Raw genomic sequence first — 25275 nt, forward strand, 5'->3', positions numbered from 1 at the left:
AGGGGCGGGGCCTACCAGCCGAGGTGGGTGAAGCCGGCCCAGGCGGTGAGGTCGTCGCGGCGGATGTACGGCACCCGGGCGCGCAGCTCCGGCGGCATCCCGGGCGGCGGTTGCCTGCGGTCGTCCAGCATCCAGGACTGGGCGCTGCGGAGTGCCGGCCCGGGCGGCAGCCCCTCGCGGCTCATGAAGTGATGGGTCATGTACATCAGCAGCGACGTCGCCTCGTCGGGCACCGGCCACAGCGACCCGATCACCGACCGGGCGCCGGCCACCAGGAACGCGGTGGACAGGCTGTAGGCCTCGTCGTAGCCGTGCCCGGAGACGTTCGTGCGGCAGGCCGCGAGCACCACCAGGTCCAGGTGCCGGGAACGGTCGGCGCCCTCGGTGAGTTCCTCCGCCGCCAACCGCCCGCCGGACAGGGCGAGATAGGCGCTGTGCCGCGCGCCCTGGCGGACCACTCCGTGGCAGGCGAGGTGGAGCAGCCCGCCGCGCTGCCGGCGCAGCCAGTCGGTGATCGCGGCGGGGGTGGCGGTGCCGGGGCCGAGGAGGTCGCCGTCGGGGTGGAAGGCGCGGTGGATGGCCTCGGCCTCCTCGCCGGCGTGGTGCAGGTCGCGGGTCGGGTTGCCGACGACGAGGGCCTGCCGGGTGCCGGCGGCGGGGCGGGCGGCCACCTCGCACAGCAGCCGTGCGGACGGCAGATAGGAGATGTCCGCCTGCTGGCAGGCGTACGTGATCGTGTGGCCCCGTCCCGGGAGCCGGGCGGCGTGCCAGGGTACGGCGGCGAGTTCGGCCATCGGGACGAGGACGACGGAGGGCACGCGGCCGTAGCCGCGCGGGAGTCTCTTCAGCAGCGGCTCCATGGCCGCCGTACCGGCCCAGTCGCACAGCCGCTCCAGCGCGGCGCGGCTCTCCTCGAGGGTGGGTACGGGCTCCGCGACGGCGTCCGCGACGGGGGGTCCGCCGGCGTCCCGGCCGGGCGTGCCGGAGGCCCGGTAGGACGCCACGGGCGGTGCCTCCACGAGGAGTCCGGGCAGGTCCAGCGCGCGGGTGGTGCCGTCGGAGGAGACGATGAGCGCCTTCCCCTCGTCGGCGCGCCGGCCGAAGACCAGACGGTCCGTCAGGCTCGGCTCCTCCGCGTTGCCGGGCACGAGATAGACGAGGGCGGAGGCGCCCATGGTGCGCAGGGCCGCACCGATCTCCTCGGGTGAGGGGGCGTCCAGCAGCCGCTGCCGCAGCGGGGACGCCGCGAGGGCCCGCAGCACCCGGCGGCGCAGCCGGCTGGACGGCCCCGAGGCCGGGGCGCGGCCGGTGAGCAGGGCGTCCACGCCCGGTTCGGGGACAGCCGGGTCGCCGGCGTCGCGCCACTCGGCGGCGAGTTCCGACTGGCCCAGCGCGGTCAGCATGTCGGGCACGGTGGCCGCCACGGTCGCCGCGTGCAGGGCGAGTCCGCGCCCGGCGTCCAGGGCGCGGACGGCATCGGCGTGGGTGCCGTCGGCGAGGCACCAGCGGGCCACGTCGAGCGCGTTCTCGCCGGCCCGCCGGGCGGTCTCGGCCGCGTGCGCCGTACCGGACTGGAGCATCACGTGCCAGGCGGCCGTGCGCAGCGCGTCGAGGCCGATGCGCCGGGACTCCTCGTGGTTGCGGCGCTTGGCGCGGGCGTCGCGCGGGTGCAGGAAGTCGCCGCGGCACCGGTAGGCCAGGGCGAGGGCCATCCCGGTGTTGCCGTACATCGGGTGCTCCGGGCCGCCGCACAGCCGCAGGGTGTGCCGCAGCCAGGAGATGCCCTGGTCCAGGTGGTGCGGGCAGTCGGCGCGGGGAGCGATGGACATGGCGCCGAGCACGCAGTGGCCCATGCCCAGGGTGCCGGCGTTGCGCAGCCAGCGCTCGTCGTCGGGTTCCAGCAGGTCCATGGCCTCCTCGAGGAGGCCGAACGCCTCGAGGCTGCCCTGGTAGTCCTTGGCCATCATGGCGCGGCCGAGACGGGCGAGTCCCACTTCGCCGAGCCGGTCGGCCTGCGCGTTGCGCGGCAGCGCGGCGATCCGCGCTCGCACCTCCCGCATCTCGGACGGAGGCGCGAAGTCCGCCATGGTGAGGTCCTCGCCTGTGCGGCGGGCGCGGAGGATCGCCAGATTGCCGCGCAGGCTGTCGAGGTAGGCCTCGAGATTGGGGCGGTCCATGTGACCGGGCGACAACCGCGCGAGGACGGTCTCCAGCTCGCGGATGCGCTGGGCCAGATCCGCCTCGTCCTCGCGCCGTACGGCCTGATGGGAGCGGAAGACGGCCAGCTGCCCGGCCATGGCCAGCTTCTGCTGCTCGTCGAACGCCGGTGAGTCGCCCAGGCGGGCCAGGTCCTCGACCGCCGAGTCGAAGTCGTCCTCACCGCCCGCGAGTTGGGCGAGATACACGCGCAGTCCGGCGTGGCTGGCGTCCATGACATCCCGCTCGGGGCTGCCGGGCGGCCACGCGGCGCGTGCCTCCTCCAGCTGGGCGATGGCCGCCTCCAGCTGGGCCGGGTCGCCCGCCTGCACGAGTGCGGACATGCCGGTGGTGGCCATGATGGCGGACTGCCACCGCTGGTCCTGCGGGCCGTACTGCTGGGCCTCGCGCAGGAGTTCCTCCTCGCGGCGGCCGTCGCCGACCGGCTGGTCGAACACCAGGTTGGGCAGGATGCTGAGGATCTGTCCCGCGCGCAGCCCGGACATCACGGTGCCGCGCGGCAGCGCCTGCCAGTCGGCGTACAGCCTGTCGTAGGCCTCACGCGCGGTCGCGCAGCCCAGGTGGTCGAGGACCAGGGCAGTGAACCGGGACAGGTCCTCGGCGTCGCTGACGCCCTGGCGTCCGCTCTGCTGGAGTTCGTAGAGCAGGGCGTGCAAGTCGTATGCCTTCTGGCGCACGGGTCAGAGCTCCCCTTCCGGTCGTCGTGGCGCGGTCTGTGTGCGATACGGCGCGAGGACGCCGTTCAGCCAGCGCTCGCCTTCCTCCGTGCCGAAGTCGACGGAGGGGGCACCGGCCGGTTCGAGCAGCGGTGCCTCGCCCCGGTCGTCGAAGAGGATCGCGACCCGGTCGGCGGGCTCCCGCTTGGACGGCCAGACGAAGCCCTGCGCCCAGGTCTTGGTCTGCCGGCGGATCCAGTGCCCCCAGTCGCGGGTCTGCGGATAGTCCGCGCCCTCGGTGTGCACCAGCCACGAGTCCTGCGCCACCGCGGCCAGGTCCGTACCGCCCATCAGCGACACCACCTCGACGTCGGCGGCGAGGCGCAGGAAGGACAGGCCGCGTCCCTCGAAGGCGACGCGCGGCAGCAGCCGGGGCCCGGGACCGGCGTCGAACGGCAGGGAGCGCAGCAGCACCTCGCTGACGGCGGCGCCGACGCTGAAGCCGACGTACAGGTAGCCGTACGGGTCGTACGGGGTGCTGTCGAACCGGCCGCCGTAGTAGAAGGGGTGCGTCAGGCGGGTGTTGTACGCGGCCGGGTCCCGGTGGGTGGAGTGCACCCGGAACACCGGTGTGCCCGCGCGCAGCACCGCGCGGGTCGGCTCGCCCGGCAGGGTCTCGGGCGGTGGGTACTTGCCCATCGCCTACCCCTCCCCCTCGACGGCCGCCAGCTCGCGGGCGGCGCCGCGCAGTTCGTCGTCGCGCCCGCGGCCCAGCAGGGTGGCGGGGGTGCCGTCCCACCAAGTGGTGGGCGACAGCCACCAGTCGGCCGCGCCCCACGGGTCGGTTTCGGCGCGCAGCAGGGAGTTGACCTCCAGGACGATCTGCCACGGCATGCTCGCGGCCTCGAACTGGAAGAGCGGCAGCCGGCGCCGGCCGTCCTCGGCGGACAGGACGATCAGGCGCGGGTCGGCGCCCTCGGTCCACGGCAGCGCGGGCTCCGCCAGCAGGCGTGCGCGGACGGGGCCGAGGACGGGGCCGACCATCGGGTTGCGGTCGAGCACCAGAAGGGTCAGGTCCAGGGCGCCGTACCCCTGGTACTCGGCCGTGGCGGGCGCTCCCGTGAAGCGTTCGGTGGTGCCGTCCTGCCGGAGGCGGGCGGCCTCGTCGGGCGGGAGCGCGTCCAGGATGATCCGCGCCGCGCGGTCGGCGGCCGACTGCCGGTCGGCGTCCGGTCTCCCCTCGGCCGTGGCCGCCCGTAACTCGGCGAGCCGGCCGCCCAGTTCGCGCCGCGCGCCCGGGTCGAGCAGGCGTGACAGCCTGGCCCAGTCGGCCGCCGCGGCACCGAGCAGCATGAAGGAGTTCACCCGCACCTGTGCCCTCTCCTCTCGTCGTCGCACGGCTCCGCGTCAGCCACGGGTGCATGACGGTGCGCGTGACTCACCGGCCGGGAGGGACTGCGCGGAGCGTCTGTTCACGCTACTGGGCGCGGGGCCTCCGGGAGGGGCGGTTGCCGGGCGTCACCCGGTCGAAGTGCGGTCGTCGGCCGGGCGGTCGCGCTCAGCCCCACGGCAGCCACGCCCGCACCCCGAACCCGCCGTCCTCGCGCGGCCCGTGCTCCAGGCGTCCCCCGGCCAGCGTCGCGCGCTCGGTGAGGCCGATCAGGCCCTGGCCGGAGCCGGGGACGGGCGGGACGTCGCCGTCGGGGGCGGGGTTGGTCACCTGGACGGTGAGGCCGTCGCCGGGAGTGCCGGAGACGTGGACGGTGACCTCGGTGCCGGGGGCGTGCTTGCGGGCGTTGGTGAGGCCCTCCTGGACGATGCGGTAGGCGGTGCGGCCGACCGAGGCGGGGACGGCGGCCGGGTCGGTGACGCGGTGGACGAGGGTGACCTTCATGCCGGCCGCGCGGGACTCGGCGACCAGGGTGTCGAGGGCGGCGAGGGTGGGCTGCGGGCGGCCCGCGTCGTCGGGTTCGCCCGCGCGCAGCACGCCGATGATCTCCCGCAGGTCCTGGAGTGCCTCGTGGGCGCTCTCCCGGATCACGCCGGCCGCGCGGGCGATCTCCTCGCGGGAGGCGTCGGGCCGGAACTCCAGCGCGCCGGCGTGCACGCTGAGCAGGGTCAGCCGGTGCGCGAGGACGTCGTGCATCTCGCGGGCGATGGCCTCGCGGGCGAGCCGCTGGGCCTGCTCGGCCCGCAGCCGGGCCTCCGTCTCGGCCCGCCGGGCGCGGTCCCGCAGGCTCAGCATGAGCTGCCGCTTGGACCGGACGAACATGCCCCAGCCGATGGCGGAGACGGTGAGCAGCGCGGTGAGCACGACGGCCGCCAGGTACGGCAGGTCCGGTTCCGGGCGCAGCCAGAGGACGATCGGGATCAGCCCGAGGGAGGCTCCGCCGATCCACGCGACGTACCGGAAGGGCCGGTGCACGGCGACCGTGAACAGGGCGACCAGGCCCGCCCCGCCGGAGGTGACGGAGACCGGGCCGAGAGCGGTCAGGGCGACGGCGAGCCCGACCGGCCGGCGGCGGCGCAGCCAGACCGCGGCGCAGGCGACGGCGCCGAGCCACTGGTCGGCGACGGCGAGGCCGTACGGGACGGTGGGGTCGCCGGAGACGGCGTCCGCGCCCGCCACGCCGATGAGGGCGGAGAGCAGGAAGCAGGTGAAGTCGACGGCCCAGTCCCGCGCGGTGCGCCGGGGCCGGCGAGCCCGTCCGGGCGACGCGCCGTCCGCGTCGAGCTCGTGGATCACGGCGGACGGGAACAGCCACCGGCGCCCCGTGAACGCCGGCGCCTGCGGTGCCGTGCTGTCGTCCCTCACGGTCGACAAATCTAGGCGGGCGCGGGCCGGGTCGGCGCCCCGCGCGCGCGGTCGTCGACCGAAGTCGCGCGGCTTTCCGACGAAAGTCGTACCGCCGCGTGCCGACCGGCGCGGCCGGGCGGCGGGCGGCGGCGACTTCCGTCGGAGGTGTCTCGCCCCGCGGCCGATGCGTGTGGGGGGTCCGCGGGGCGAGAGTCCTCCGTATGAAGACCTTGCTGGAGTTTCTCGGATTCGTCGCCCTGGTGCAGGGCGTGATGGGCCTGTTGCAGGAGTTCACCGACTGGGACGGAGGGCTCGTGGCGCGGATCGCCTTCCTGGACGGCTACGGGGTCTTCGCGAGCGTGACCCTGCTGGTGCTGGCCTGCGCCCTGTTCGCCGCCGCGGAGAGCCGGAAGTCCCGCTGAGAGCCGGAGGTCCCGCTGAGAGCCGGAAGTCCGTCTGGGAGCCGTAAGCCCCGCCGGCTCAGCAGTCGTAGTCGATGAGGTCGAACGACGCGTAGTGGTCGGCGGTGTAGTAGTCCTCCTGGTACTCCTCGCCGGTGACGATGCGCCGGGCCCCGCGCGTGGAGACGTTGGGGGTCTTCACCGTGTACTCGTGGTAGTAGCCGGACGGCTGGCTGGGCAGGATGCCTTCGCGGTTGTAGAAGGTGGTGCCGTCCTGCGGGTACGGGTAGGGGCCGCCCTGGTCGATCAGCCTCAGGGTGTCGTACGCCTGGGAGGGCAGGTCGCTGTGGCAGATGCTGCCGACCGCCTGGGCGGCGGCACCCGCGGGGGCGGCGGAGACGGTGCCGCCGACGAGGAGGGCGGACAGGAGCGCGGCTGCGGCGCCGATCCGAGTGGCGCGTGGGGGGAATCTCATGCCCCCCATGATGACGCGCGTAGACGATGGCATGTCAATGACAAGCGAGCAGAATTCCCTGTGAAGTCCCGTTCGTTTTCGTGGAGTTAACCTGCCGACCGGCGTCCCCACGCCGTGCCCGCCAGCACCAGCGCGGCGCCCGCCAGGCCGACCGCCCCGAGCCGCTCGCCGCCGAGCGCGATCCCGGCCGCGGCGGCCCACAGCGGTTCGGTGCCCAGCAGCAGGCTGACCCGGGACGGCGAGGTGCGGCGCACGGCCCACATCTGCACGAAGAAGGCGAACAGCGTGCAGCACACCGACAGGAACAGCAGTCCCGCCCACTCGCGCGCCCCGAACGCCGCCGCCGTGCCCCACGGGGTGGTGCCGGCGCCGGCCGCCAGCAGCGCGAAGACCGCCACCGACGTGCCCAGTTGGACGGTGGTCAGCGGCAGTGCGGGCGCGCCCTGGACCGCCTTCACGCGGGACATGGCCAGCACGTGCACGGTGCGGGCGAGGGCCGCGAGCAGCATCAGCAGATCGCCGAGCGAGGGCCGGGTGAAGCCGCCGCCCTGGGTGAGCAGGACGACGCCGAGCACCGAGACCGCGGCCGCCGCGAGGAACCCGCGCGCGGGCCGGGTCCGGGTCACGGCGGACTCGGCCAGCGGGGTGAAGATCATGGTGAGGCTGATGATGAGGCCCGCGTTGGTCGCCGAGGTGTGCACGACGCCGTACGTCTCCAGCAGGAAGATCCCGCTGAGGATCAGCCCGAGCAGCCCGGCGCCCCGCCACTGGGCCGGGGTGAGGTCGCGCAGCGCGCGGCGGCCGGCGACCACCAGCACCGGCAGCACGACCGCGAACCGCAGCACGAGGACCGCGAGCACGGTCTGCGCGGTGGTGATGTCCTTGGCGGCGAGATAGCTGGCGCCCCAGACCACCGCCACCAGGAGCACGGGCAGATCGGTGAGCCAGGCACGGCGGGGCGCGAGGGCGCCGGGTACGGCGATCGAGGACATGGCGGCTGCGGCTTTCGTCTCCGGCGGGGAGTGCGGAGACGGCGGCGGCTCGCACAGGGGTGATCACCGTACCGGTGGGCGCGGGCCTCGGCCAGGCGTTTTCCTCGCCTTACTCGCTTTACTCGCCGATCAAGCCGTACTCCGGCCGTCCCGCCACGTCGTACGACTGGATGGAGACGCCCGCCGCGGTGACGCTGCCGCCGGTATGCCGGAAGGCGGTGGGGACGGCGCCGTCGGCGAAGAAGCGGCGGCCGGCGCCCAGGACGACCGGGAAGGTCAGCAGGTGGAGGGTGTCGACGAGGCCCAGGTCGAGGAGGGACTGGACCAGCGCGCCGCTGCCGTGCAGCTGGAGTTCACCGTCGGTGCGCTCCTTGAGGGCGGTGACCTCCTTGGCGAGGTCGCCGCGGAGCACGGTGGTGGGGGACCACTCGGGCTCGGTGAGCGTGCTGGAGGGGACGTACTTCGGCAGCCGGTTCAGGGGGCCGGCGATCGGGTCGTCCGGGTCGGTCACCTTCGGCCAGTACGAGGCGAAGATGTCGTACGTGCGGCGGCCGAGCAGGAAGGCGCCGACGCGTCCGAAGACGTCGTTGACGAACTGCCCGAAGTCGTCGTCGACATACGGGAAGACCCAGCCGCCCTGCTCGAAGCCGTCGCGGGTGTCCTCCTGGGGGCCGCCCGGGGCCTGGTAGACGCCGTCGAGGCTGACGAAGATGGTGGAGACGAGCTTGCCCATGGCGGGTGCCTTTCATGGAGTGCGCGGGGTCTGCTGTCATCAGGGCAGACCCCGCCGGCCCCCGCAACTCATCGGTTCCCCCGGCACTCCCCGGTCTCAGCCGGCGTGTGTGGAGAACAGTCCGCCGGTCGGACCCTGCTTGTCGCCGCCCTGGGCCTTCTTCAGGGCGTTGGCCAGGCTCTCGATGGTCAGCGACTGGAGAATCACCCGGCCGTTGCCCTCCAGGGTGGCCAGGGACAGGCCCTCGCCGCCGAACACGGCGTTCATCAGGCCCTGGCGGTTGAGTCCGCCGACGCGCTGCACGCCGTACTGGATGCCCTCCTCGAAGGCGACCACACAGCCGGTGTCGACCTCGATACGGCCGCCGAAGTCGGCCGGGTTGAGGTCGATGAAGTTGCCCGCGCCCGCGATGATCACCGTGCCGCGGCCGGTGAACTTCTCCAGGATGAAGCCCTCGCCGCCCTTCATGCCGGTGCGGCCGCCCTGGAAGGCGATGCCGAAGTCGACGGTGGACTCGGCGGCCACGAAGGCGTCCTTCTCGGCGAACCACGCGCGCGTGCCGTCCAGCTCCAGGGCGCGCATCTCGCCCGGGAGGACGCCCGCGAAGCCGACGGTGCCCTCGCCGCCCTGCGCGGTGAAGTACTGGAAGGCGATCGACTCGCCCGCCAGCACCCGCTGGCCGACCTGCATGGCGGTGCCCATCGCCTGCCGCAGCAGACCGCCCATGCCGACGCCGCCGCCTTGCGCCTGCTGCCCGCCGCCGCCGTCGGAGGGGCCGGTCAGACGGGTCTCCATGGTCACGTTGGCCGTCTTGAACAGGAACTTTCCCGCCTCGCAGTACACGGTCTGGCCGGGCTGGAGGCTGACGACCGCCATCTGCATGGCATTGCCGACGATCTCTTGCTGAAGTGTCACACGGGGTGAACGTGACAGGGGGACGATGGAGTTCCTGGGGCCGAGGTCCCTGTCCGAGGCGGGCCAAGGCCCGCAGGTCCATGTCCGATCGCCGCCGGTGCTCGGGCGTGCGGGCGGCTGGAATGGGCGCATGAACTCGACGAAGCTTCAAGGAACTCTCGGCGGCACGGTGGCTCTCGTGACCGGCGGCAGCCGTGGCATCGGTGCGGCGACCGCCCTGCGGCTCGCCCGGGAGGGCGCGGACGTGGCCCTGACCTACGTGCGGGGCAAGGAGGCGGCCGAGGAGGTCGTCCGGGGCGTGGAAGCGCTGGGACGCCGCGCGGTGGCCCTGCGGGCGGACTCGGCGGACCCCGGGGAGGCGGCCGGTGCGGTGGAGCGCGCGGCCGAGGCCCTCGGGGGCCTCGACGTGCTGGTGAACAACGTGGGCGTCGGACTGCTGGGACCGCTGGACGGCATCACGCTCGCCGACGTCGACCGGGTGCTCGCGGTGAACGTGCGCGGGGTGTTCCTGACCTCCCAGGCGGCCGCCGCGCGGATGGCCGACGGGGGCCGGATCATCACCGTCGGCACCTGCATGACCCAGCGGGTGCCGGGCCCCGGCGGCACGCTCTACGCGATGAGCAAGGCGGCCCTGACCGGCCTGACCAAGGCACTGGCCCGCGAGCTGGGCCCGCGCGGCATCACCGCGAACATCGTCCATCCCGGCCCGATCGACACCGACATGAACCCGGCGGACGGCCCGTACGCGGCCGGCCAGGCCGCCATGACCGCCCTGGGCCGCTTCGGCACGGCCGACGAGGTCGCCTCGACGGTCGCCCACCTGGCCGCCGCTGCCTACGTCACCGGCGCGGAATTCTCGGTGGACGGCGGCCACGCCGCCTGACGGCCCCGGCGGGGCGCCCCGGTGCTGTCAGGCCGGGACGCCCCGCGGGTCGTGGGGCGGCGGATCAGCCGCCCAGCTCCTGGTGGCGGGCCGAGAGGCGCTGGGCGCCCTCCTCCGTCAGGGAGCCGAAGAGGCGGAGGCGGGAGATACCGCCGTCCGGGAAGATGTCGATCCGCGCGTGCGTGCCGACGGCCGGCGCGTCCAGGACGAAACGGTGGTTGGTGTCGGGCTGGAGGCGGGTGCGCGGGAGGATCTCCGTCCACTCACCCTCCTCGCCGTCCTTCACCGACACCGACGCCCAGCCCGCGCTGTTGCCCTTCAGGTAGGCCGTGTCGATCTCGATCGCGCGGATCTGGGACTGGGACACCAGCTGGTAGCGGATCCAGTCGTTGCCCTGGTCGCGGCGGCGGCGGGTCTCCCAGCCGTCGTCCATCTTGCGGGAACGGCCCGGCTGGATGGTGTTGGTGGCGGGCGAGTAGAAGAGGTTGGAGGCGTCCTCGACCTGGCCGCCGTTCTCCAGGGCGACGACGTCGAAGGTGCCCAGCACGTCCAGCCACTTCGGGTCGGGGACGACCTCGCCGTACACGCGCAGGCGCGCGATGCCGCCGTCGGGGTGCTGGTTGACCCGCAGGTGGGTGAAGCGCTGCTCCACGGAGACGGCGAAGCCGTTCGCCGCGTGGCCGCCGACCGGGGTGCGCGGGACGAGGGTCGTCCACTTCACGTCGTCCGCGAGCAGTTCCTCGGGGGACGGGGAGCCGGGTACGGAGGCGGCCTCGATGGACACCGACTGGGGGTAGTTGCCGCGGAAGTGGGCCGTGTCGACCACGATGCCGCGGATCACGCCCGGCGCGCCCAGGCGGATCAGCGCCCAGTCGTGGTCCTCGGCCGCCGGCCACGGGTGCTCGGCCGAGACACCGCGGCGCCGCCGGGTCTCCCAGCCGTCCATGACCTTGCCCTTGTGGCCGAAGTGCTCGGGGTCGAACTCGGCCCGCTCGGGCACCAGCAGGTTCTCCCGCTGGGCGAAGAACTCGTCGTTGGCGGCGATGACACCGGCGCCGAGCTGCCGGTCGGCGAGGTTGGCGTACTGGGTGAAGGGGAAGTCGGCGGTGCGGTAGTCCGCGTACGGGTCACCGCCTCCGTAGGGGTTCGCGTCGCCGGTGAAGCTGGGTATCGCCGTCACGGTGATCAGTTCTTCCTTTCGGGAGTCGGCCGCTGCGGGTGCGGGCGGGGGCGGTCAGGGGGTGCGGGTGAGCAGGCGCCCCTGAGGGTCGGTGAACTCGCCGTCGGCGTAGATTCGTTCGCCGCGCAGCCAGGTCGACTTCACGACGCCGCTGAGGGTCCGGCCGGCGTAGGCGGTGACGCGGTTGCGGTGCTGGAGCGCCGCCGGGTCGACGGTGAAGGTCTCGTCGGGCGCGAGGACCGCGAAGTCGGCGTCGCGGCCGGCCTCGATGGCGCCCTTGCGGTCCAGGCCGACCAGTTCCGAGGTCCGCGCGGACATCCAGCGGACGACGTCCTCCAGTCCGTACCCGCGCTTACGGGCCTCGGTCCAGACGGCGGCGAGGCTGAGCTGGAGACCGGAGATGCCGCCCCACGCGGTGGCGAAGTCGTCGGTCTTCAGGTCGGCGGTGGACGGGGAGTGGTCGGTGACCACGCAGTCGATGGTGCCGTCGGCCAGCGCCTGCCACAGCAGGTCCTGGTTGGCGGCCTCGCGGATGGGCGGGCAGCACTTGAACTCGCTGGCGCCGTCGGGGACTTCCTCGGCCGTGAGCGTGAGGTAGTGCGGGCAGGTCTCCACGGTGACCGCCACTCCCTCGGCGCGCGCCGCGCGGATCAGCGGCAGCGCGTCGCTGGAGGACAGGTGGAGGATGTGCACGCGCGCGTTGAGCCGCTTGGCCTGGGCGATGAGGGCGGCGATCGCGGTGTCCTCGGCGTCGCGCGGGCGGCTGGCGAGGAAGTGGGCGTACTTGGGGCCGCCGTGCTGCGGGGCGGCGGCGAGGTGGTGCGGGTCCTCGGCGTGGACGATCAGCAGGCCGCCGAACCCGGCGATCTCCGCGAGGGACCGGGCCAGCTGCTCCTGGTCGAGGTGCGGGAACTCGTCGACGCCGGAGGGCGACAGGAAGGCCTTGAAGCCGAAGACGCCGGCCTCGTGCAGCGGGCGCAGGTCCTTGACGTTGTCGGGCAGGGCACCGCCCCAGAAGCCGACGTCGATGTGCGCCTTGGACCGGGCCACGTCCTGCTTGATCCGCAGATGGTCGACCGTCGTGGTCGGCGGAAGGGAGTTGAGCGGCATGTCGACGAGGGTGGTGATGCCGCCGGCCGCCGCCGCGCGGGTGGCGGTCCAGAAGCCCTCCCACTCGGTGCGGCCGGGGTCGTTGACGTGCACGTGGGTGTCGACGAGGCCGGGGAGGAGGACGTCGTCGCCGAGGTCCTCCAGGCGGGCCCCGTCCGGCACCGGGGCGTCGTACGGCAGTACGGCCGTGATCGTGCCCTGGGCGACCGCGACCGTCGCGGCGCGCGTTCCCTCGGGCGTGATGACGCGCGTCGAGCGCAGCACCAGTTCAGCGTCGGACACCCGGACCCCTCTCTCTGCCGCGTGTTACTCCCAGGAAACGGGGGTTCACTTCCGCGTTACGGAATTCAACACTCTGTTGAATCCCTCTCGGGAGTCTTCACTCCCGCTCCCGCGCCGTCAAGAGGCACACTTCCACCGTGCACCCGCAGCGCCCTGCTCTGGATGTTTCCACAAAGCGGAATTAGAATTCCAGCAAGCAGAACGTAGCTACGCACAAGCGAGGAGTCAACCGGCCGCCGGGTAGGCTTCTGACCTTCCTGCCAGTCCCGAAAGGAACGCGCCGTGCCGACGTCCAGCGCCAGCACCACCGACTCCGCCAAGACCGCCAACGGCGGCGGTGGTGTCCAGTCCCTCGAGCGCGCCTTCGACCTCCTGGAGCGGATGGCGGACGCGGGCGGAGAGGTCGGGCTCAGCGAGCTCTCGGCGAGCAGCGGACTGCCGCTGCCCACCATCCACCGCCTGATGCGCACACTCGTGGCCTGCGGCTACGTCCGTCAGCAGCCCAACCGCCGGTACGCCCTCGGCCCCCGCCTGATCCGCCTCGGCGAGTCCGCCTCCCGGCTGCTCGGCACCTGGGCCCGCCCGTACCTCGCCCGCCTCGTCGAGGAGACCGGGGAGACGGCGAACATGGCGCTGCTCGACGGCGACGAGATCGTCTACGTCGCCCAGGTGCCGTCCAAGCACTCGATGCGCATGTTCACGGAGGTCGGCCGGCGCGTGCTGCCGCACTCCACCGGCGTCGGCAAGGCGCTGCTCGCGAGCTTCCCCGACGACGAGGTGCGCGCCCTGCTCGCCCGCACCGGCATGCCCGCCGCCACCGACAAGACCATCACCACCCCCGAGGGCTTCCTCGCGGCGCTGGACGACGTGCGCCGGCTCGGATACGCGGTGGACGACAACGAGCAGGAGATCGGCGTCCGCTGCCTCGCGGTGTCGGTGCCCGACTCCCCCACCACCGCCGCGATCTCCATCTCGGGCCCGGCGGGCCGGGTCACCGAGGCGGCGACCGAGCGGATCGTGCCGATGCTCCAGCAGGTCGCGACGGAGCTGTCGGCGGCGCTGGCCAGCTCGGGCGCCTGAACAGACCCGGCGCTCGCGCCTGAGCGCACGGACGAGCGAACAGCCCCTGGCCGCGCGGGCCAGGGGTTGTCGTGATGTCAGTTGTCCCGTGACGGCAGGCCGAACAGCTCCACCGCCTGCCGTACGTCGGCCAGCCCCCGCGACAGCGCGCTGACCGAGCCGATCGCGCCGGCGATCAGCAGCAGCGAGCGACGCAACCGCGGGACCTCGGGGAGGCCGCCCACGGCCATCGCGGCGAGCGCGGCGAGTTCGTCCTCGGCGACCGCCCGGTCCGGGAACTCCGCCGGATGCGCGGCGAGATCCCGGCGTAACCGGGACACGGCGATGCGCAGTTCCGCCACTCTCGGATCCTCATCGCTGCCGGTCACCGGCCTCTGCCCCAAGCTCCGCAACACAGCACTCCCCCCTGGCACACCCTTGTGCCCGCTCCCGTTCACTCCCCCTGTGCGCCCCCCGCACGAGTCGGGCGCCGGGGATGTGCCGGAAAGTAAACGCCACCCCGTCCGCAAGCGCTACCACGCGGAAGGAAATTCAGCCCGCCGGGACCGCCCGCTCGACCTTGTGTCCGGTATGCAGGATCCATGACCGACACGGAAGACCAGGCGGCGGCCGGCACGGCCGCGGACGAGGTGGCAGGAGTCGTCCTCGCGGCGGGCGGCGGACGGCGGCTCGGCGGGCGCCCCAAGGCCCTGCTCGAACACCGGGGACGGCCGCTCGTGGAGTACGCGGTGGGAGTACTGCGCGCGGCCGGCTGCGCCCGCGTCCACGTGGTCCTGGGGGCGCGCGCCGACGCCGTACGGGAGCGGGCCGAGCTGCCCGGCTGCGTCCTGGTGGACAACCCGGAGTGGGAGCGGGGCATGGGCACCTCGCTGCGGGCCGGGCTCGCCTCGCTCGCCGGGACGCCGGCGCGCGGGGCGCTGGTGTCGCTGGTGGACCAGCCCGGCATCGGACCCGAGGCGGTGGCCCGGGTCCTGGCCGGGTACACGGACGAGACCTCGCTGGTGGCGGCTGCCTACGACGGTGTCCGCGGACATCCCGTGCTCTTCGGCGCGGCGCACTGGGCGGGCATCACGGCGACGGCGACCGGGGACCAGGGAGCCCGCGCCTACCTGCGGGAACACGCCGCCGAGATCCGTCTCGTGGAGTGCGGCGACATCGCACAGGCCTATGACATCGACACGGAGGCCGACCTGGTCCACCTTGAGTGAGCGGGGTGGCACCCAGCGCCACCTTGCCTCGACTCAGAGAATCTCGACATCAACAAACCATTGAAGTTCCACGATGAGGAAACTAATATCCACTGACCAGAAGCATCCGACCGCACAGCGGATGCGATATCTCCCATACGTGCCTCTTGGCACCCGGTGCCACCGCTGAAGGAAGTGACAGCTCATGTCCACACCAGCGCCGTCCCCGCTGGCCATCGTCGACGCCGAGCCCCTGCCCCGGCAGGAGGAGGTCCTCACCGACGCGGCGCTCGCCTTCGTGGCCGAGCTGCACCGGCGGTTCACGCCGCGCCGCGACGAACTCCTGGCCCGCCGGGCCGAGCGCCGCGCCGAGATCGCCCGCACCTCCACGCTCGACTTCCTGCCGGAGACGGCCGCGATCCGCGCGGACGACTCCTGGAAGGTGGCCCCCGCTCCGGCCGCGCTGAACGACCGCCGGGTCGAGATCACCGGCCCGACCGACCGCAAGATGACCATCAACGCTCTCAACTCGGGCGCCAGGGTCTGGCTCGCGGACTTCGAGGACGCCTCCGCACCCACCTGGGAGAACGTCGTCCTCGGCCAGCTCAACCTGATCGACGCCTACACCCGGAACATCGACTTCACGGACGAGCGCACCGGCAAGTCGTACGCCCTGCGCCCGAACGAGGACCTCGCCACCGTCGTCATGCGCCCGCGCGGCTGGCACCTGGACGAGCGTCACCTCGTCGACGCCGACGGCCGCCCGGTCCCCGGCGCCTTCGTCGACTTCGGCCTGTACTTCTTCCACAACGCCCAGCGCCTGCTCGACCTCGGCAAGGGCCCGTACTTCTACCTCCCGAAGACCGAGTCGCACCTGGAGGCCCGCCTCTGGAACGACGTGTTCGTCTTCGCGCAGGACTACGTCGGCATCCCGCAGGGCACCATCCGCGCCACCGTGCTGATCGAGACCATCACGGCGGCGTACGAGATGGAGGAGATCCTCTACGAGCTGCGCGACCACGCCTCCGGGCTGAACGCCGGCCGCTGGGACTACCTGTTCTCCATCGTCAAGAACTTCCGTGACGGCGGCGAGAAGTTCGTCCTGCCGGACCGCAACGCGGTCACTATGACCGCCCCGTTCATGCGGGCCTACACCGAACTCCTGGTCCGCACCTGCCACAAGCGCGGCGCGCACGCGATCGGCGGCATGGCGGCGTTCATCCCCTCCCGCAAGGACCCCGAGGTCAACAAGGTCGCCTTCGAGAAGGTCCGCGCCGACAAGGACCGCGAGGCCAACGACGGCTTCGACGGCTCCTGGGTCGCCCACCCGGACCTGGTGCCGATCGCCATGGAGTCCTTCGACAGGGTCCTGGGCGACAAGCCGAACCAGAAGGACCGGCTGCGCGAGGACGTCGACGTGAAGGCCGACGACCTGATCGCCATCGACTCCCTCGACGCCAAGCCCACCTACAACGGCCTGGTCAACGCCGTCCAGGTCGGCATCCGGTACATCGAGGCCTGGCTGCGCGGGCTCGGCGCGGTCGCCATCTTCAACCTGATGGAGGACGCGGCCACCGCCGAGATCTCCCGCTCGCAGATCTGGCAGTGGATCAACGCCGGGGTCGTCCTCGACAACGGCGAGCGGGTCACCGCCGAGCTGGCCCGCAAGGTCGCCGCCGAGGAGCTGGCGAACATCCGCGCGGAGCTCGGCGAGGAGGCGTTCGCCGCCGGCCACTGGCAGCAGGCCCACGACCTGCTCCTGGAGGTCTCCCTCGACGAGGACTACGCGGACTTCCTCACGCTGCCCGCGTACGAGCAGCTCAAGGGCTGAGCAGCCCTAGGACGTACGCTCCGAGTGGCCCAGGGTCTTCCCCGGGGCCACTCGGTCGCGTACGGCCCGCTTGACCGCCGTGGGCTCGGGGAAACCGTGCTCGCGGCGGTCCCAGACCACCTCGTCGCCGACCCGGACGACGAAGACCCCGCCCGTGCCCGGCTTCAGGGCCAGTTCGTCCAGCTCGGCCTCGAACGTCGTCAGCAGCTCCTGCGCCAGCCAGGCCGCCCGCGGCAGCCAGCGGCACTGGGTGCAGTACTCGATCTGAACCCGTCCGCTCATCCCAGGTGCACCGACCAATCCTGTTCCGCCGCCGGCTTGCCGTGCAGGTCGGGGACCCGCTTCAGCCAGTCCGGACGGCCCTGCTGCGTCTTCGCCGCGCGGCGCGCGTTCTCCGCGGCCAGCTCCTCGCGGCTGGGGAAATCGGTGGGCAGCCAGGCCTCGGAGGCCTGGGCGCGCGCGTGCAGGAACGCCACGTAGGCGTGGCGTACGTCCTGCGGGGTGGCGAACCCCGGTTCGTCGGCCAGCCAGGCGTCGGGCACCTCGTCCGTGATCGCCCGCAGCAGTTCCTCGGTCACCTTGGGCCGCAGCTCGGCGTCGGCGGCGCGGACGTCGGGGCCGTAGTGGCCGAGGGCGTGGTGCCGGAAGTCGTAGCGCTTGGCCGGGTCGGTGGTGCCCCACCGGTGGTGGAAGACGAGCGCGGCGCCGTGGTCGATCAGCCACAGCCGCGGCGGTGCCACGCCGAGCGTCGGCCAGACCATGAGGTTGGAGCTGTGCACGGTGCGGTCCACGTTCACGGTGAGCGCGTCCAGCCAGACGATCCGGCCGGCCTCCAGCGGGTCGACGTCGAAGACCTCGGCGATCTCCGGGCTGAAGTCCTGTGCGCCCGGCAGATAGTCCATGCCGAGGTTGACGCCCGCGCTGGCCGCGTGCAGCTCGCGGACCTCCTGGTGGGGCTCGTCCGCGGCGATCGCCGGGTCGAAGCCGACCATGACCAGCTCGGGAAAGCGCAGCCCCAGGGCGCGGGCCAGCTCACCCACGATGATCTCCGCGACCAGCGCCTTGCGGCCCTGCGCCGAGCCGGTGAACTTCACGACGTACGTGCCCTGGTCGTCGGCCTCGACGACTCCGGGGACGGAGCCGCCGGACCGCAGCGGGGTCACGTATCGAACAGCAGTCACATCGCGCAGCACACCGGTCAGCGTAGTTCAGGCCGGGTACCGGCCAGCGGGTTGGGCAGCGGGCGGTAGCGGGCGTCGGCGCCGTCCGCGTTCGTCCAGCGCAGCAGGAGGTTGGTCTTGGCGGGCAGGGTGGGCGCGGTGAGCAGCTCCTCGATGCCGGGCAGGTCGTGACGGGCCAGGGCGCGGCGGGCGACGGGCCAGGGGTCGAGGCCCGGGTGGCGTTCGGCCAGCGCCGCGGCGATCTCCATGAGGTGGTTGACGACCAGGGTGTACACCAGCCGCTCCCACCCGGCCTCGGGCGTCACGTCCGGCAGCAGTTTGACGCCCTCGGCGTCCCGGAAGAGGGCCCGCACCGGCATGCCGTCGGCGTCCACGGCGATCAGCGTGTTCTGCAGGTGCGCCTCCAGGACGACGCCGTGGTCGGCGTACGCCGCGAGGGCGGGCGGGACGACGGCGGTCAGGTACGCCTCCCACCAGGCCGCCGGGTCCGGCGTGCCGGCCGGCGGGCTGCCCGGGAAGCCCTCCGCCAGGCCGGCGGCGAGGTAGGGCGTGGCACCGGGCGGGAGGTGCTCGCGCAGCCCGTCGCGGACCAGGACGGCCAGTTCCTCGAAGGCGAAGGAGGCGGTGCGGTAGCCGCGGTCGGAGAGCCAGGCGGCGGGCCCGTCGAGGGCGGCGAAGGCGGTGCGGACGGCGGTGTCGGTGCGGGTGAGCTTCAGCAGGTCGTGCCGCCACAGCCGGCGGATGTCGTTGGTGATGCGCACATCGAGGCTGAACTTCAGGAACAGGTCGCGCTCGGGCGCGTACACCGTGCGGATCGCGGCCGTCGGCCAGGTGGCGGACGCGGTCGTGCCGAGCCGGATCAGCCGGCCGTCGGCGAAGGCCCCGGCGAGCCGTCCGGCGGCCAGGTCGAGCTGCCAGGGGTGGGCGGGCAGCAGCCGGTAGCCGGGCGGCGCGGTGCCGAGGGCGTCGAGCGCGGAGGGATCGCCCTCCTCGACGACGGCGTCCTCGCGCACCCCGAGCAGGGCGAGCGGGAAGCGGGCGTGCGCCTCCGGGGCGTACGGCAGCCAGCCGGCCGCCGGGCCGCCGCCGCGCGTCTTGGGCGCCGGGTGGTGGGGGTGGCCGGTGATCAGGCACTGCTCGGAGCGCAGATACGGGTCGTCGGGCGGGGTGGCGCGGGCCCGGGCGGTGAGCAGCGCCGCGACCACGTCCCGGCTGTCGGTCATCTCGGCGGGCAGGTCGTGGTTGGCGAGACCGGTGTGCAGGCGCAGTTCCTCGGCGACCAGCTCGACCAGCTCGGGGTGGCCGAGGCGGTGCCAGCCGCGGTCCGTGTGCACCTCGGGTGCGGCGGGCCGCCGGCCGCCGCGCACCCGCAGCAGTGTCCCGCTGCCGGGCAGCAGGTGGACGCCCGCCCGGCCCTCGACCGGCCGGGCGACCTCGCGCAGCAGGCAGTTGAGCAGCGGCGCGGCCGCGTAGGCGTCGGCCCGTGCGGTGATGTCGTCCCCGGCGGAGTCGCGGTCGGCGGGCGGGGGGATGAGGTCCACGCGATCCACTCGTTTCGTACGGCCTTGCGGAGTTGTCCACGGTCGTGCGGAGTTCCCTACGGTTCTCCGGAGACGATCAGTATCCCCGTCGTCACGCCACGCCGTGACCGTCCCGCTCGCCCTATCCGTACGGAGGACCCGACCGTGCACCGTTCCCCCACCGCCGAGGCCGAGGTCGCCGACGAGCTGGCCGCCCTGCGGCCGGACCTCGTCGCGCGGTACGCGGCCGAACTGCCGGGCGCCCGGGCGGCGGTGCTGACCCGCCTGTGGCGTGCGCTCACCCATGAGCCGATGCCCTGGATCGAGCGCCGGGAGGCCGCCGGGGAGGGCCGGCTGCTGCGGCTGCGCGACGGCCGCCGGCTGCACGGCCCGGTGCCGGACCCGTACGCGACCGCCGGGTACGTCACCGTCGTACGACTCGACGAGACGGCGTACGAGGATCCGGCCCGGCTGATGGCCGACCTGCGGGTGCCGCACGGCAGGGACCTCGCCCGGGAGCTCGGGCACAGCGTGGCCTCGCTGGCGCTGTCCCGGGCCGGGCAGCCGGACGGTCCGCGGGGCCGGCCGGAGCGGGACTGGGAGTGGGAGCAGCGGGTGGTGGACGGGCACCCGTACCACCCCAACTGCCGTTCCCGGCCCGGCTTCTCGGTGGCCGAGCAGCTGGCCTACGCGCCCGAGCACCGGCCGATGGTGGGTCTGGGCCTGCTGCCGGTGCCGGGTGAGGCGTGTCTGGTGTCGGGCGGCTGGCCCGCGGAACTGCGTGACGGGGAACGGCTGTTGGTGCCGGTGCATCCGTGGCAGGCGGCGCATGTGCTGAAGCGGTCGGGAGCGGAGCGGCTCACCGGGCATCCGCTGATGTCCCTGCGCACCCTCGCGCTGCCCGGCGGACCGCATGTGAAGACGGCGCTGAGCGCCCGGCTGACGTCGTCGGTGCGGGACATCTCGGTGGGGTCGGTGACCGCCGCCATGACGCTCTCGGAGTTCGCCGAGCCGCTGGCGGACGACCGGCTGTGCTTCACCCGCACACTGGGCGCGGTCTCGGACGGCTCGCCCGATCTCGCGGCCGTGCTGCGGGAGTCCCCCGAGGAGTACGCGGCGGCCGGGGAGCGGGTGGTGCCGGTGGCCGCGCTCCCCCTCACCGGGCTGCCCCAGGACCCCGGCTGGTTCGCGGAGTTCGCCCGGCTCGCGCTGACCGAGGGGCTGCGGCTGCTGGAGCTGGGCGTGGCGCTGGAGGCGCACGGCCAGAACCTGCTGGTGGTGCTGTCCCCGGCCGACGCCCCGGTGCGGCTGGTCTACCGCGACCTCGCCGACATCCGGGTCAGCCCGGCCCGGCTCGCCCGGCACGGCATCCGGCTACCCGAGCTGCCGCCGCGCATCCTCACGGACGAGGTGACGGCGCTGCGGCGGAAGGTGTTCGGGTCGCTGGTCGGCGGGGCGCTGGCCGCGACGGCGGGCTCGGCGGCGGTCCTGCGGACCGCGCTGGAGAGCGCCGTACGGGAGCTGCCGGACACCCCGGACCGGGCGGCGCTGACCGGGGAACCCCTGCCGGTGAAGGCGCTCACGCTGATGCGGCTGTCGCCGGGGACGCCCGGGGACCAGTGGACGGAGCTGCCCAATCCGCTTCTGTGACGCTCCGTTTTGGAGCCGGGCCCTCCTGATCCATAAGATCCGCCGATGATCACAAGAAAACGGCTGGCGGCCGGGGCCGGTGCCCTGTTCGCCGCGCTGACGGCCGGGCTCGCGCTGCCGTCCACGGCGCTCGCCGATGAGACCACGGCCACGCAGCCCAAGGTCAACCTGGTGCTGGACGTGAGCGGTTCGATGCGCGCCCGGGACATCGACGGCCAGTCCCGGATGGCCGCGGCCAAGCAGGCGTTCAACGAGGTGCTGGACGCCACGCCGGAGGACGTCCAGCTCGGCATCCGGACGCTGGGCGCCAACTATCCGGGCGACGACCGGAAGAGGGGCTGCCGGGACACCGCGCAGCTCTACCCGGTCGGCCCGCTGGACCGCACCGAGGCCAAGGCGGCGGTCGCCACCCTGGTGCCGACCGGCTGGACGCCGATCGGCCCGGCGCTGCTGAAGGCGGCCGACGACCTCGAGGGCGGCACCGGCTCCAAGCGGATCGTGCTGATCAGCGACGGCGAGGACACCTGCGCCCCGCTCGACCCGTGCGAGGTGGCCCGCGAGATCGCGGCCAAGGGCATCGGCCTGACCATCGACACCCTCGGCCTGGTGCCCAACACGAAGATGCGGCAGCAGCTCAGCTGTATCGCGGAGGCGACCGGCGGCACCTACACCTCGGTCGAGCACACCGACGAACTCGCCGATCGGGTCAACCAGTTGGTGGACCGCGCGGCCGATCCGGTGGTCACGCCGGTGGTCACGCAGGGCGGCTCGGAGTGCGCGAAGGCGCCGACGCTGGAGTCGGGGCTGTACAGCGACCGCGCGGAGTTCGGGCAGCAGCGCTGGTACCGGGTGGATGTGCGGCCGGGCCAGGAGCTGCGCGCCTCGGTGAGCGTGGCCGCGGACCGCGCGGTGGACCCGGACTACGGAGTGCTGCTCCGCGCGGTGACCGCGCACGGCCGCGAGATCGTGCGCGGCGAGGCGGCGGGCACCGGCCGTACGGACGTGATCTCGACGGGCCTGCGCTACCCGAGGCCCGAGACGGACGACGAAGACGACGAGGACGACGCGCCCGCCGAGACCGTATGCCTCCAGCTGACCAGCTCCTTCTCCCCGGCCTCCGGCGTCAAGACCACGCCCGGTCTGCCGCTGGAGCTGACCCTCGACGTGGTGGACGGGCCGAGCGAGGCGGACGACGTGGCCGCCTTCGGTCTGGGGCGCGGCTGGTGGCTGCTGGGCGCGCTGATCGTCACCGGGTTCCTCGCCGGTGTGGTGTGGGGCTGGGTGTCGCGCTGGCGGATCGCGGTCTGGAGGACCAACTGATGCGTGTTTCCCGAGTGCTGGGCACGGCCCTGCTCGCTCTCGGCCTGGCCGCGGGTCCCGCGGCGGCGGCCGATTCCGGTGAGGCGCCGACCGAGGCGGGCACGTCCTTCCGTACGGCGACCGAGATCGACCACGGGCAGACCGCCACCGCGGACGCCTCCGCGGGCGACTACCTGTACTGGTCGTTCCCGGCGGACGCCGGACAGCGGCCGACCGTCCGGGCCACGGTGAAGCTGCCCGAGACGCACGCCGCCGAGACCTGGCAGCTCGACGTGTACGACGGCCTGCGCCGCCGTCAGGCCTGCCAGTGGGGCGCGCAGACCCGTACCGCCGCGGCGGACGCGGGCGGCGTGGAGCTGGCCTGTGTGCTGCGCACGGTGCGGGCCTGGTCGGAGCCGTGGGCGAACGACCCGCTGCCGGGCACGTACTACGTCCGGCTCACGGCCGTCGGTCTGCCCACCGGCGATCTGGGTCTGCCGGTCGGCGCCGAGGTGCGGGTGGACGCGAAGGACATGGGCGGCGCCGCGGCGGTGGACGGCCGGCTGGCCGAGCCGCTGGTGCCGGGCAGCGCGGTGGACTCGTCGGCTGCCGGGGAGACCGACGAGGACGCCGCGCCGGCGGTGCTGTCGAGCATCGAGCCGGAGGACGGCTGGGCCTCCGGCTGGTGGTCCGACCGCTGGGTGTGGACGGCGGCGGGCGGTGTGCTGGCCGCGCTGGCGGGGATCGCCGGGTACGCGCTCACCCGCGGCTCGGGGCGGCCGTCGAGGGTTCCGCCGACCGTGTGACGCCTCGTTCCGGAAGGCCCGCGTCCTCGTGGCGCGGGCCTTCTTCATGCCCGGAGGGTCAGGTGCGGAGGGCCCTGCCGGGGACGGTCATGCGCGGAGCGCCTTGGCGACCGTCCCGTCGCCGGTCACGGTGACCCGCCCGTCCCGCACCGCGTCGGCCAGGCCCAGCTCCCCGCGCCCGATGGCCGTACAGGTGCCGACGTCCATGGCCAGCCGGGCGTCGGGCTCGCCGGGCGCGGGGCCGTTGCCGTAGACGGGCCCGTCCTCGGCACCGACGTACAGATGGAACTCGCCCTCCTCCAGGCGCACTTCGACGATGCCGCGCTCCCCCTCCAGGGCCCGCAGCAGCGGCAGCGCGAACCAGTGCGCGCGGACCGCGTCGGTGGGCCGCCGCTCGCCCAGCTCGGCCTGGCCCCAGGCGCCGAGGGCCTGGAGCACGGGCAGCAACCGCCGTCCGCGCGCGGTGAGTTCGTAGACGTAGGCCGCGCCGGGCGGCGGCAGTCGGCGCCTGGTGGTCAGCCCGTCGCGCTCCATATCCTTCAGCCGCGAGGCGAGTACGTCCGTGCTGACGCCCGGCAGGTCCGCGTGCAGGTCGGTGTAGCGCCGGGGACCGGCCAGCAGCTCACGGACGATCAGCAGGGTCCAGCGGTCGCCGACGACATCGAGCGCGCGGGCGGCGGAGCAGTACTGGTCGTAGCTTCGACGAGGTGGCATGCGACGCAGTCTAGACAAGTTGTTGGACTTTCCAAGCGGCTACTTGGTAAAACCAAGTGACACTGGTTACCTGGAGGGGCGCATGGAGTTCCGGCAGTCGAGCAAGCTGAGCGAGGTCTGTTACGAGATCCGCGGCCCGGTGATCGAGCACGCCAACGCGCTGGAGGAGGCGGGGCACAGTGTGCTGCGCCTGAACACCGGCAACCCGGCCCTCTTCGGATTCGAGGCGCCGGAGGAGATCCTCCAGGACATGATCCGGATGCTGCCGAAAGCGCACGGCTACACCGACTCGCGCGGCGTCCTCTCCGCCCGCCGCGCGGTCGCCCAGCGCTACCAGACGCTCGGCCTGGAGGTCGAGGTCGACGACGTGTTCCTCGGCAACGGCGTCTCCGAGCTGGTCTCGATGGCCGTCCAGGCACTGGTCGAGGACGGCGACGAAGTCCTGATCCCGGCGCCCGACTTCCCGCTGTGGACGGCGGTGACGACCCTCGCCGGCGGCAGGGCGGTCCACTATCTGTGCGACGAGCAGGCCGAGTGGTACCCCGACCTGGCCGACATGGAGTCGAAGATCACCGACCGGACGAAAGCGGTCGTGATCATCAACCCGAACAACCCGACCGGCGCGGTCTACCCGAAGGAGATCGTCGAAGGCATCCTCGACCTCGCCCGCCGCCACGGCCTGATGGTCTTCGCCGACGAGATCTACGACCAGATCCTCTACGACGACGCCGTCCACCACTCGGCCGCCGCCCTCGCCCCCGACCTGGTCGTCCTCACCTTCTGCGGTCTGTCCAAGACCTACCGGGTGGCGGGCTTCCGCTCCGGCTGGCTGGTGGTGACGGGCCCGAAGCAGCACGCGCGCGACTACCTGGAGGGCCTGACCATGCTGGCCTCCATGCGGCTGTGCGCCAACGCGCCCGCGCAGTACGCCATCCAGGCCGCGCTCGGGGGCCGGCAGTCCATCCGCGAGCTGACCGTGCCGGGCGGGCGGCTGTACGAACAGCGCACCGTGGCCTGGGAGAAACTCAACGAGATCCCCGGTGTGTCGTGCGTGAAGCCCATGGGCTCGCTGTACGCGTTCCCCCGCCTCGACCCCAAGGTGTACAAGATCCACGACGACGAGAAGTTCGTCCTGGACCTGCTGCTGCGCGAGAAGATCCAGGTCGTCCAGGGCACGGGCTTCAACTGGCCGGCCCCGGACCACTTCCGCATCCTCACGCTGCCCTATGCGGACGACCTCGAAGCGGCGATCGGGCGGATCGGGCGGTTCCTCAGCGGCTACCGGCAGTAGTTCCCCTGGCCATGGAATGCCCGGTGCGGGCCCGCTGTTGGGGACGTCGTACACACGATCATGGCATGGGGGGCT

At 73.2% G+C, this 25275-nt stretch carries 24 protein-coding genes; 9 read left to right on the forward strand and 15 right to left on the reverse strand.

Annotated features, from left to right (window positions below; all coding sequences use genetic code 11):
- Nucleotides 1-11: 11 nt before the first annotated feature.
- From ACZ42A_RS06920 to ACZ42A_RS06935, 4 genes are all read right to left on the reverse strand, one after another.
- Complete coding sequence (locus ACZ42A_RS06920) at nucleotides 12-2894, reverse strand: CHAT domain-containing protein (protein WP_468526064.1); 2883 nt, start codon at nucleotides 2892-2894, stop codon at nucleotides 12-14.
- A 3-nt stretch (nucleotides 2895-2897) separates the two neighbouring features.
- On the reverse strand, nucleotides 2898-3572 hold the full coding sequence (locus ACZ42A_RS06925; protein WP_468526065.1) for an RES family NAD+ phosphorylase: 675 nt from the start codon (nucleotides 3570-3572) through the stop codon (nucleotides 2898-2900).
- A 3-nt stretch (nucleotides 3573-3575) separates the two neighbouring features.
- The gene (locus ACZ42A_RS06930) at nucleotides 3576-4271 is read right to left on the reverse strand and encodes a hypothetical protein (protein WP_468526066.1); all 696 of its coding nucleotides are present in this window, start codon (nucleotides 4269-4271) and stop codon (nucleotides 3576-3578) included.
- 160 nt (nucleotides 4272-4431) lie between these two features.
- On the reverse strand, nucleotides 4432-5697 hold the full coding sequence (locus ACZ42A_RS06935) for a sensor histidine kinase (protein WP_468526067.1): 1266 nt from the start codon (nucleotides 5695-5697) through the stop codon (nucleotides 4432-4434).
- A 194-nt stretch (nucleotides 5698-5891) separates the two neighbouring features.
- On the opposite strand from ACZ42A_RS06935, the gene ACZ42A_RS06940 reads away from it, so the two are divergent.
- Nucleotides 5892-6092 carry a hypothetical protein gene (locus ACZ42A_RS06940; protein ID WP_468526068.1) on the forward strand — a complete coding sequence of 67 codons (201 nt, stop codon included), beginning with the start codon at nucleotides 5892-5894 and terminating at the stop codon, nucleotides 6090-6092.
- Nucleotides 6093-6150: 58 nt separating this feature from the next.
- On the opposite strand, the gene ACZ42A_RS06945 is transcribed toward ACZ42A_RS06940, so the two are convergent.
- The 4 genes from ACZ42A_RS06945 to ACZ42A_RS06960 all read right to left on the reverse strand — a co-directional run bounded on the left by ACZ42A_RS06945 (nucleotide 6151) and on the right by ACZ42A_RS06960 (nucleotide 9186).
- On the reverse strand, nucleotides 6151-6546 hold the full coding sequence (locus ACZ42A_RS06945; protein WP_468526069.1) for a guanyl-specific ribonuclease: 396 nt from the start codon (nucleotides 6544-6546) through the stop codon (nucleotides 6151-6153).
- Between the two features lie 86 nt (nucleotides 6547-6632).
- Nucleotides 6633-7538: a DMT family transporter gene (locus ACZ42A_RS06950; RefSeq protein ID WP_468526070.1), complete on the reverse strand. Its 906-nt coding sequence runs from the start codon at nucleotides 7536-7538 to the stop codon at nucleotides 6633-6635.
- A gap of 118 nt (nucleotides 7539-7656) precedes the next feature.
- Nucleotides 7657-8271, reverse strand: a complete 615-nt coding sequence (locus ACZ42A_RS06955; RefSeq protein WP_468526071.1) for a dihydrofolate reductase family protein — start codon at nucleotides 8269-8271, stop codon at nucleotides 7657-7659.
- Nucleotides 8272-8367: 96 nt separating this feature from the next.
- Nucleotides 8368-9186 carry an AIM24 family protein gene (locus ACZ42A_RS06960; protein WP_468526072.1) on the reverse strand — a complete coding sequence of 273 codons (819 nt, stop codon included), beginning with the start codon at nucleotides 9184-9186 and terminating at the stop codon, nucleotides 8368-8370.
- Between the two features lie 130 nt (nucleotides 9187-9316).
- On the opposite strand from ACZ42A_RS06960, the gene ACZ42A_RS06965 reads away from it, so the two are divergent.
- Nucleotides 9317-10069: an SDR family oxidoreductase gene (locus ACZ42A_RS06965; protein WP_468526073.1), complete on the forward strand. Its 753-nt coding sequence runs from the start codon at nucleotides 9317-9319 to the stop codon at nucleotides 10067-10069.
- Nucleotides 10070-10133: 64 nt separating this feature from the next.
- Here ACZ42A_RS06965 and alc read toward each other — a convergent pair whose 3' ends face one another.
- Nucleotides 10134-11249: an allantoicase gene (gene alc, locus ACZ42A_RS06970; RefSeq protein WP_468526074.1), complete on the reverse strand. Its 1116-nt coding sequence runs from the start codon at nucleotides 11247-11249 to the stop codon at nucleotides 10134-10136.
- Between the two features lie 54 nt (nucleotides 11250-11303).
- The gene (gene allB, locus ACZ42A_RS06975; protein WP_468526075.1) at nucleotides 11304-12641 is read right to left on the reverse strand and encodes an allantoinase AllB; all 1338 of its coding nucleotides are present in this window, start codon (nucleotides 12639-12641) and stop codon (nucleotides 11304-11306) included.
- Nucleotides 12642-12923: 282 nt separating this feature from the next.
- On the opposite strand from allB, the gene ACZ42A_RS06980 reads away from it, so the two are divergent.
- Entirely contained in the window at nucleotides 12924-13721 is a 798-nt protein-coding gene (locus ACZ42A_RS06980; protein ID WP_468526076.1) for an IclR family transcriptional regulator, read from the forward strand.
- Nucleotides 13722-13798: 77 nt separating this feature from the next.
- Here the strand turns inward: ACZ42A_RS06980 and ACZ42A_RS06985 are convergent, their stop codons facing one another.
- A complete protein-coding gene (locus tag ACZ42A_RS06985) occupies nucleotides 13799-14089 on the reverse strand; it encodes a DUF5955 family protein (protein ID WP_468526077.1) in 291 nt (96 codons plus the stop codon).
- Between the two features lie 213 nt (nucleotides 14090-14302).
- On the opposite strand from ACZ42A_RS06985, the gene ACZ42A_RS06990 reads away from it, so the two are divergent.
- On the forward strand, nucleotides 14303-14929 hold the full coding sequence (locus ACZ42A_RS06990) for a nucleotidyltransferase family protein (protein WP_468526078.1): 627 nt from the start codon (nucleotides 14303-14305) through the stop codon (nucleotides 14927-14929).
- A gap of 184 nt (nucleotides 14930-15113) precedes the next feature.
- Complete coding sequence (aceB, locus tag ACZ42A_RS06995; protein ID WP_468526079.1) at nucleotides 15114-16739, forward strand: malate synthase A; 1626 nt, start codon at nucleotides 15114-15116, stop codon at nucleotides 16737-16739.
- A gap of 6 nt (nucleotides 16740-16745) precedes the next feature.
- Here aceB and ACZ42A_RS07000 read toward each other — a convergent pair whose 3' ends face one another.
- From ACZ42A_RS07000 to ACZ42A_RS07010, 3 genes are read right to left on the reverse strand one after another with little or no spacing between them, the layout of a single operon-like run.
- Nucleotides 16746-17021, reverse strand: coding sequence for an Rdx family protein (locus ACZ42A_RS07000; RefSeq protein ID WP_468526080.1), 276 nt, complete (start codon nucleotides 17019-17021; stop codon nucleotides 16746-16748).
- Nucleotides 17018-17932, reverse strand: coding sequence for a HipA family kinase (locus ACZ42A_RS07005; protein ID WP_468526081.1), 915 nt, complete (start codon nucleotides 17930-17932; stop codon nucleotides 17018-17020). The genes ACZ42A_RS07000 and ACZ42A_RS07005 overlap by 4 nt, the downstream gene beginning before the upstream one ends.
- Nucleotides 17933-17937: 5 nt before the next feature.
- On the reverse strand, nucleotides 17938-19470 hold the full coding sequence (locus ACZ42A_RS07010) for an IucA/IucC family protein (protein WP_468526082.1): 1533 nt from the start codon (nucleotides 19468-19470) through the stop codon (nucleotides 17938-17940).
- Nucleotides 19471-19605: 135 nt separating this feature from the next.
- Here ACZ42A_RS07010 and ACZ42A_RS07015 point away from each other — a divergent pair, with 135 nt between their 5' ends.
- From ACZ42A_RS07015 to ACZ42A_RS07025, 3 genes are read left to right on the forward strand one after another with little or no spacing between them, the layout of a single operon-like run.
- Complete coding sequence (locus ACZ42A_RS07015) at nucleotides 19606-21090, forward strand: IucA/IucC family protein (protein ID WP_468526083.1); 1485 nt, start codon at nucleotides 19606-19608, stop codon at nucleotides 21088-21090.
- A 45-nt stretch (nucleotides 21091-21135) separates the two neighbouring features.
- A complete protein-coding gene (locus tag ACZ42A_RS07020) occupies nucleotides 21136-22410 on the forward strand; it encodes a VWA domain-containing protein (protein WP_468526084.1) in 1275 nt (424 codons plus the stop codon).
- Nucleotides 22410-23195: a hypothetical protein gene (locus tag ACZ42A_RS07025; RefSeq protein ID WP_468526085.1), complete on the forward strand. Its 786-nt coding sequence runs from the start codon at nucleotides 22410-22412 to the stop codon at nucleotides 23193-23195. The genes ACZ42A_RS07020 and ACZ42A_RS07025 overlap by 1 nt, the downstream gene beginning before the upstream one ends.
- Nucleotides 23196-23282: 87 nt before the next feature.
- Here the strand turns inward: ACZ42A_RS07025 and ACZ42A_RS07030 are convergent, their stop codons facing one another.
- Nucleotides 23283-23909 carry a winged helix-turn-helix transcriptional regulator gene (locus ACZ42A_RS07030; protein WP_468526086.1) on the reverse strand — a complete coding sequence of 209 codons (627 nt, stop codon included), beginning with the start codon at nucleotides 23907-23909 and terminating at the stop codon, nucleotides 23283-23285.
- A gap of 82 nt (nucleotides 23910-23991) precedes the next feature.
- Between ACZ42A_RS07030 and ACZ42A_RS07035 the strand changes: the two genes are divergently transcribed.
- Nucleotides 23992-25200, forward strand: coding sequence for a pyridoxal phosphate-dependent aminotransferase (locus tag ACZ42A_RS07035; RefSeq protein WP_468526087.1), 1209 nt, complete (start codon nucleotides 23992-23994; stop codon nucleotides 25198-25200).
- Nucleotides 25201-25275 lie beyond the last annotated feature (75 nt).

It is taken from the genome of Streptomyces sp. NPDC030838 (assembly GCF_055572035.1).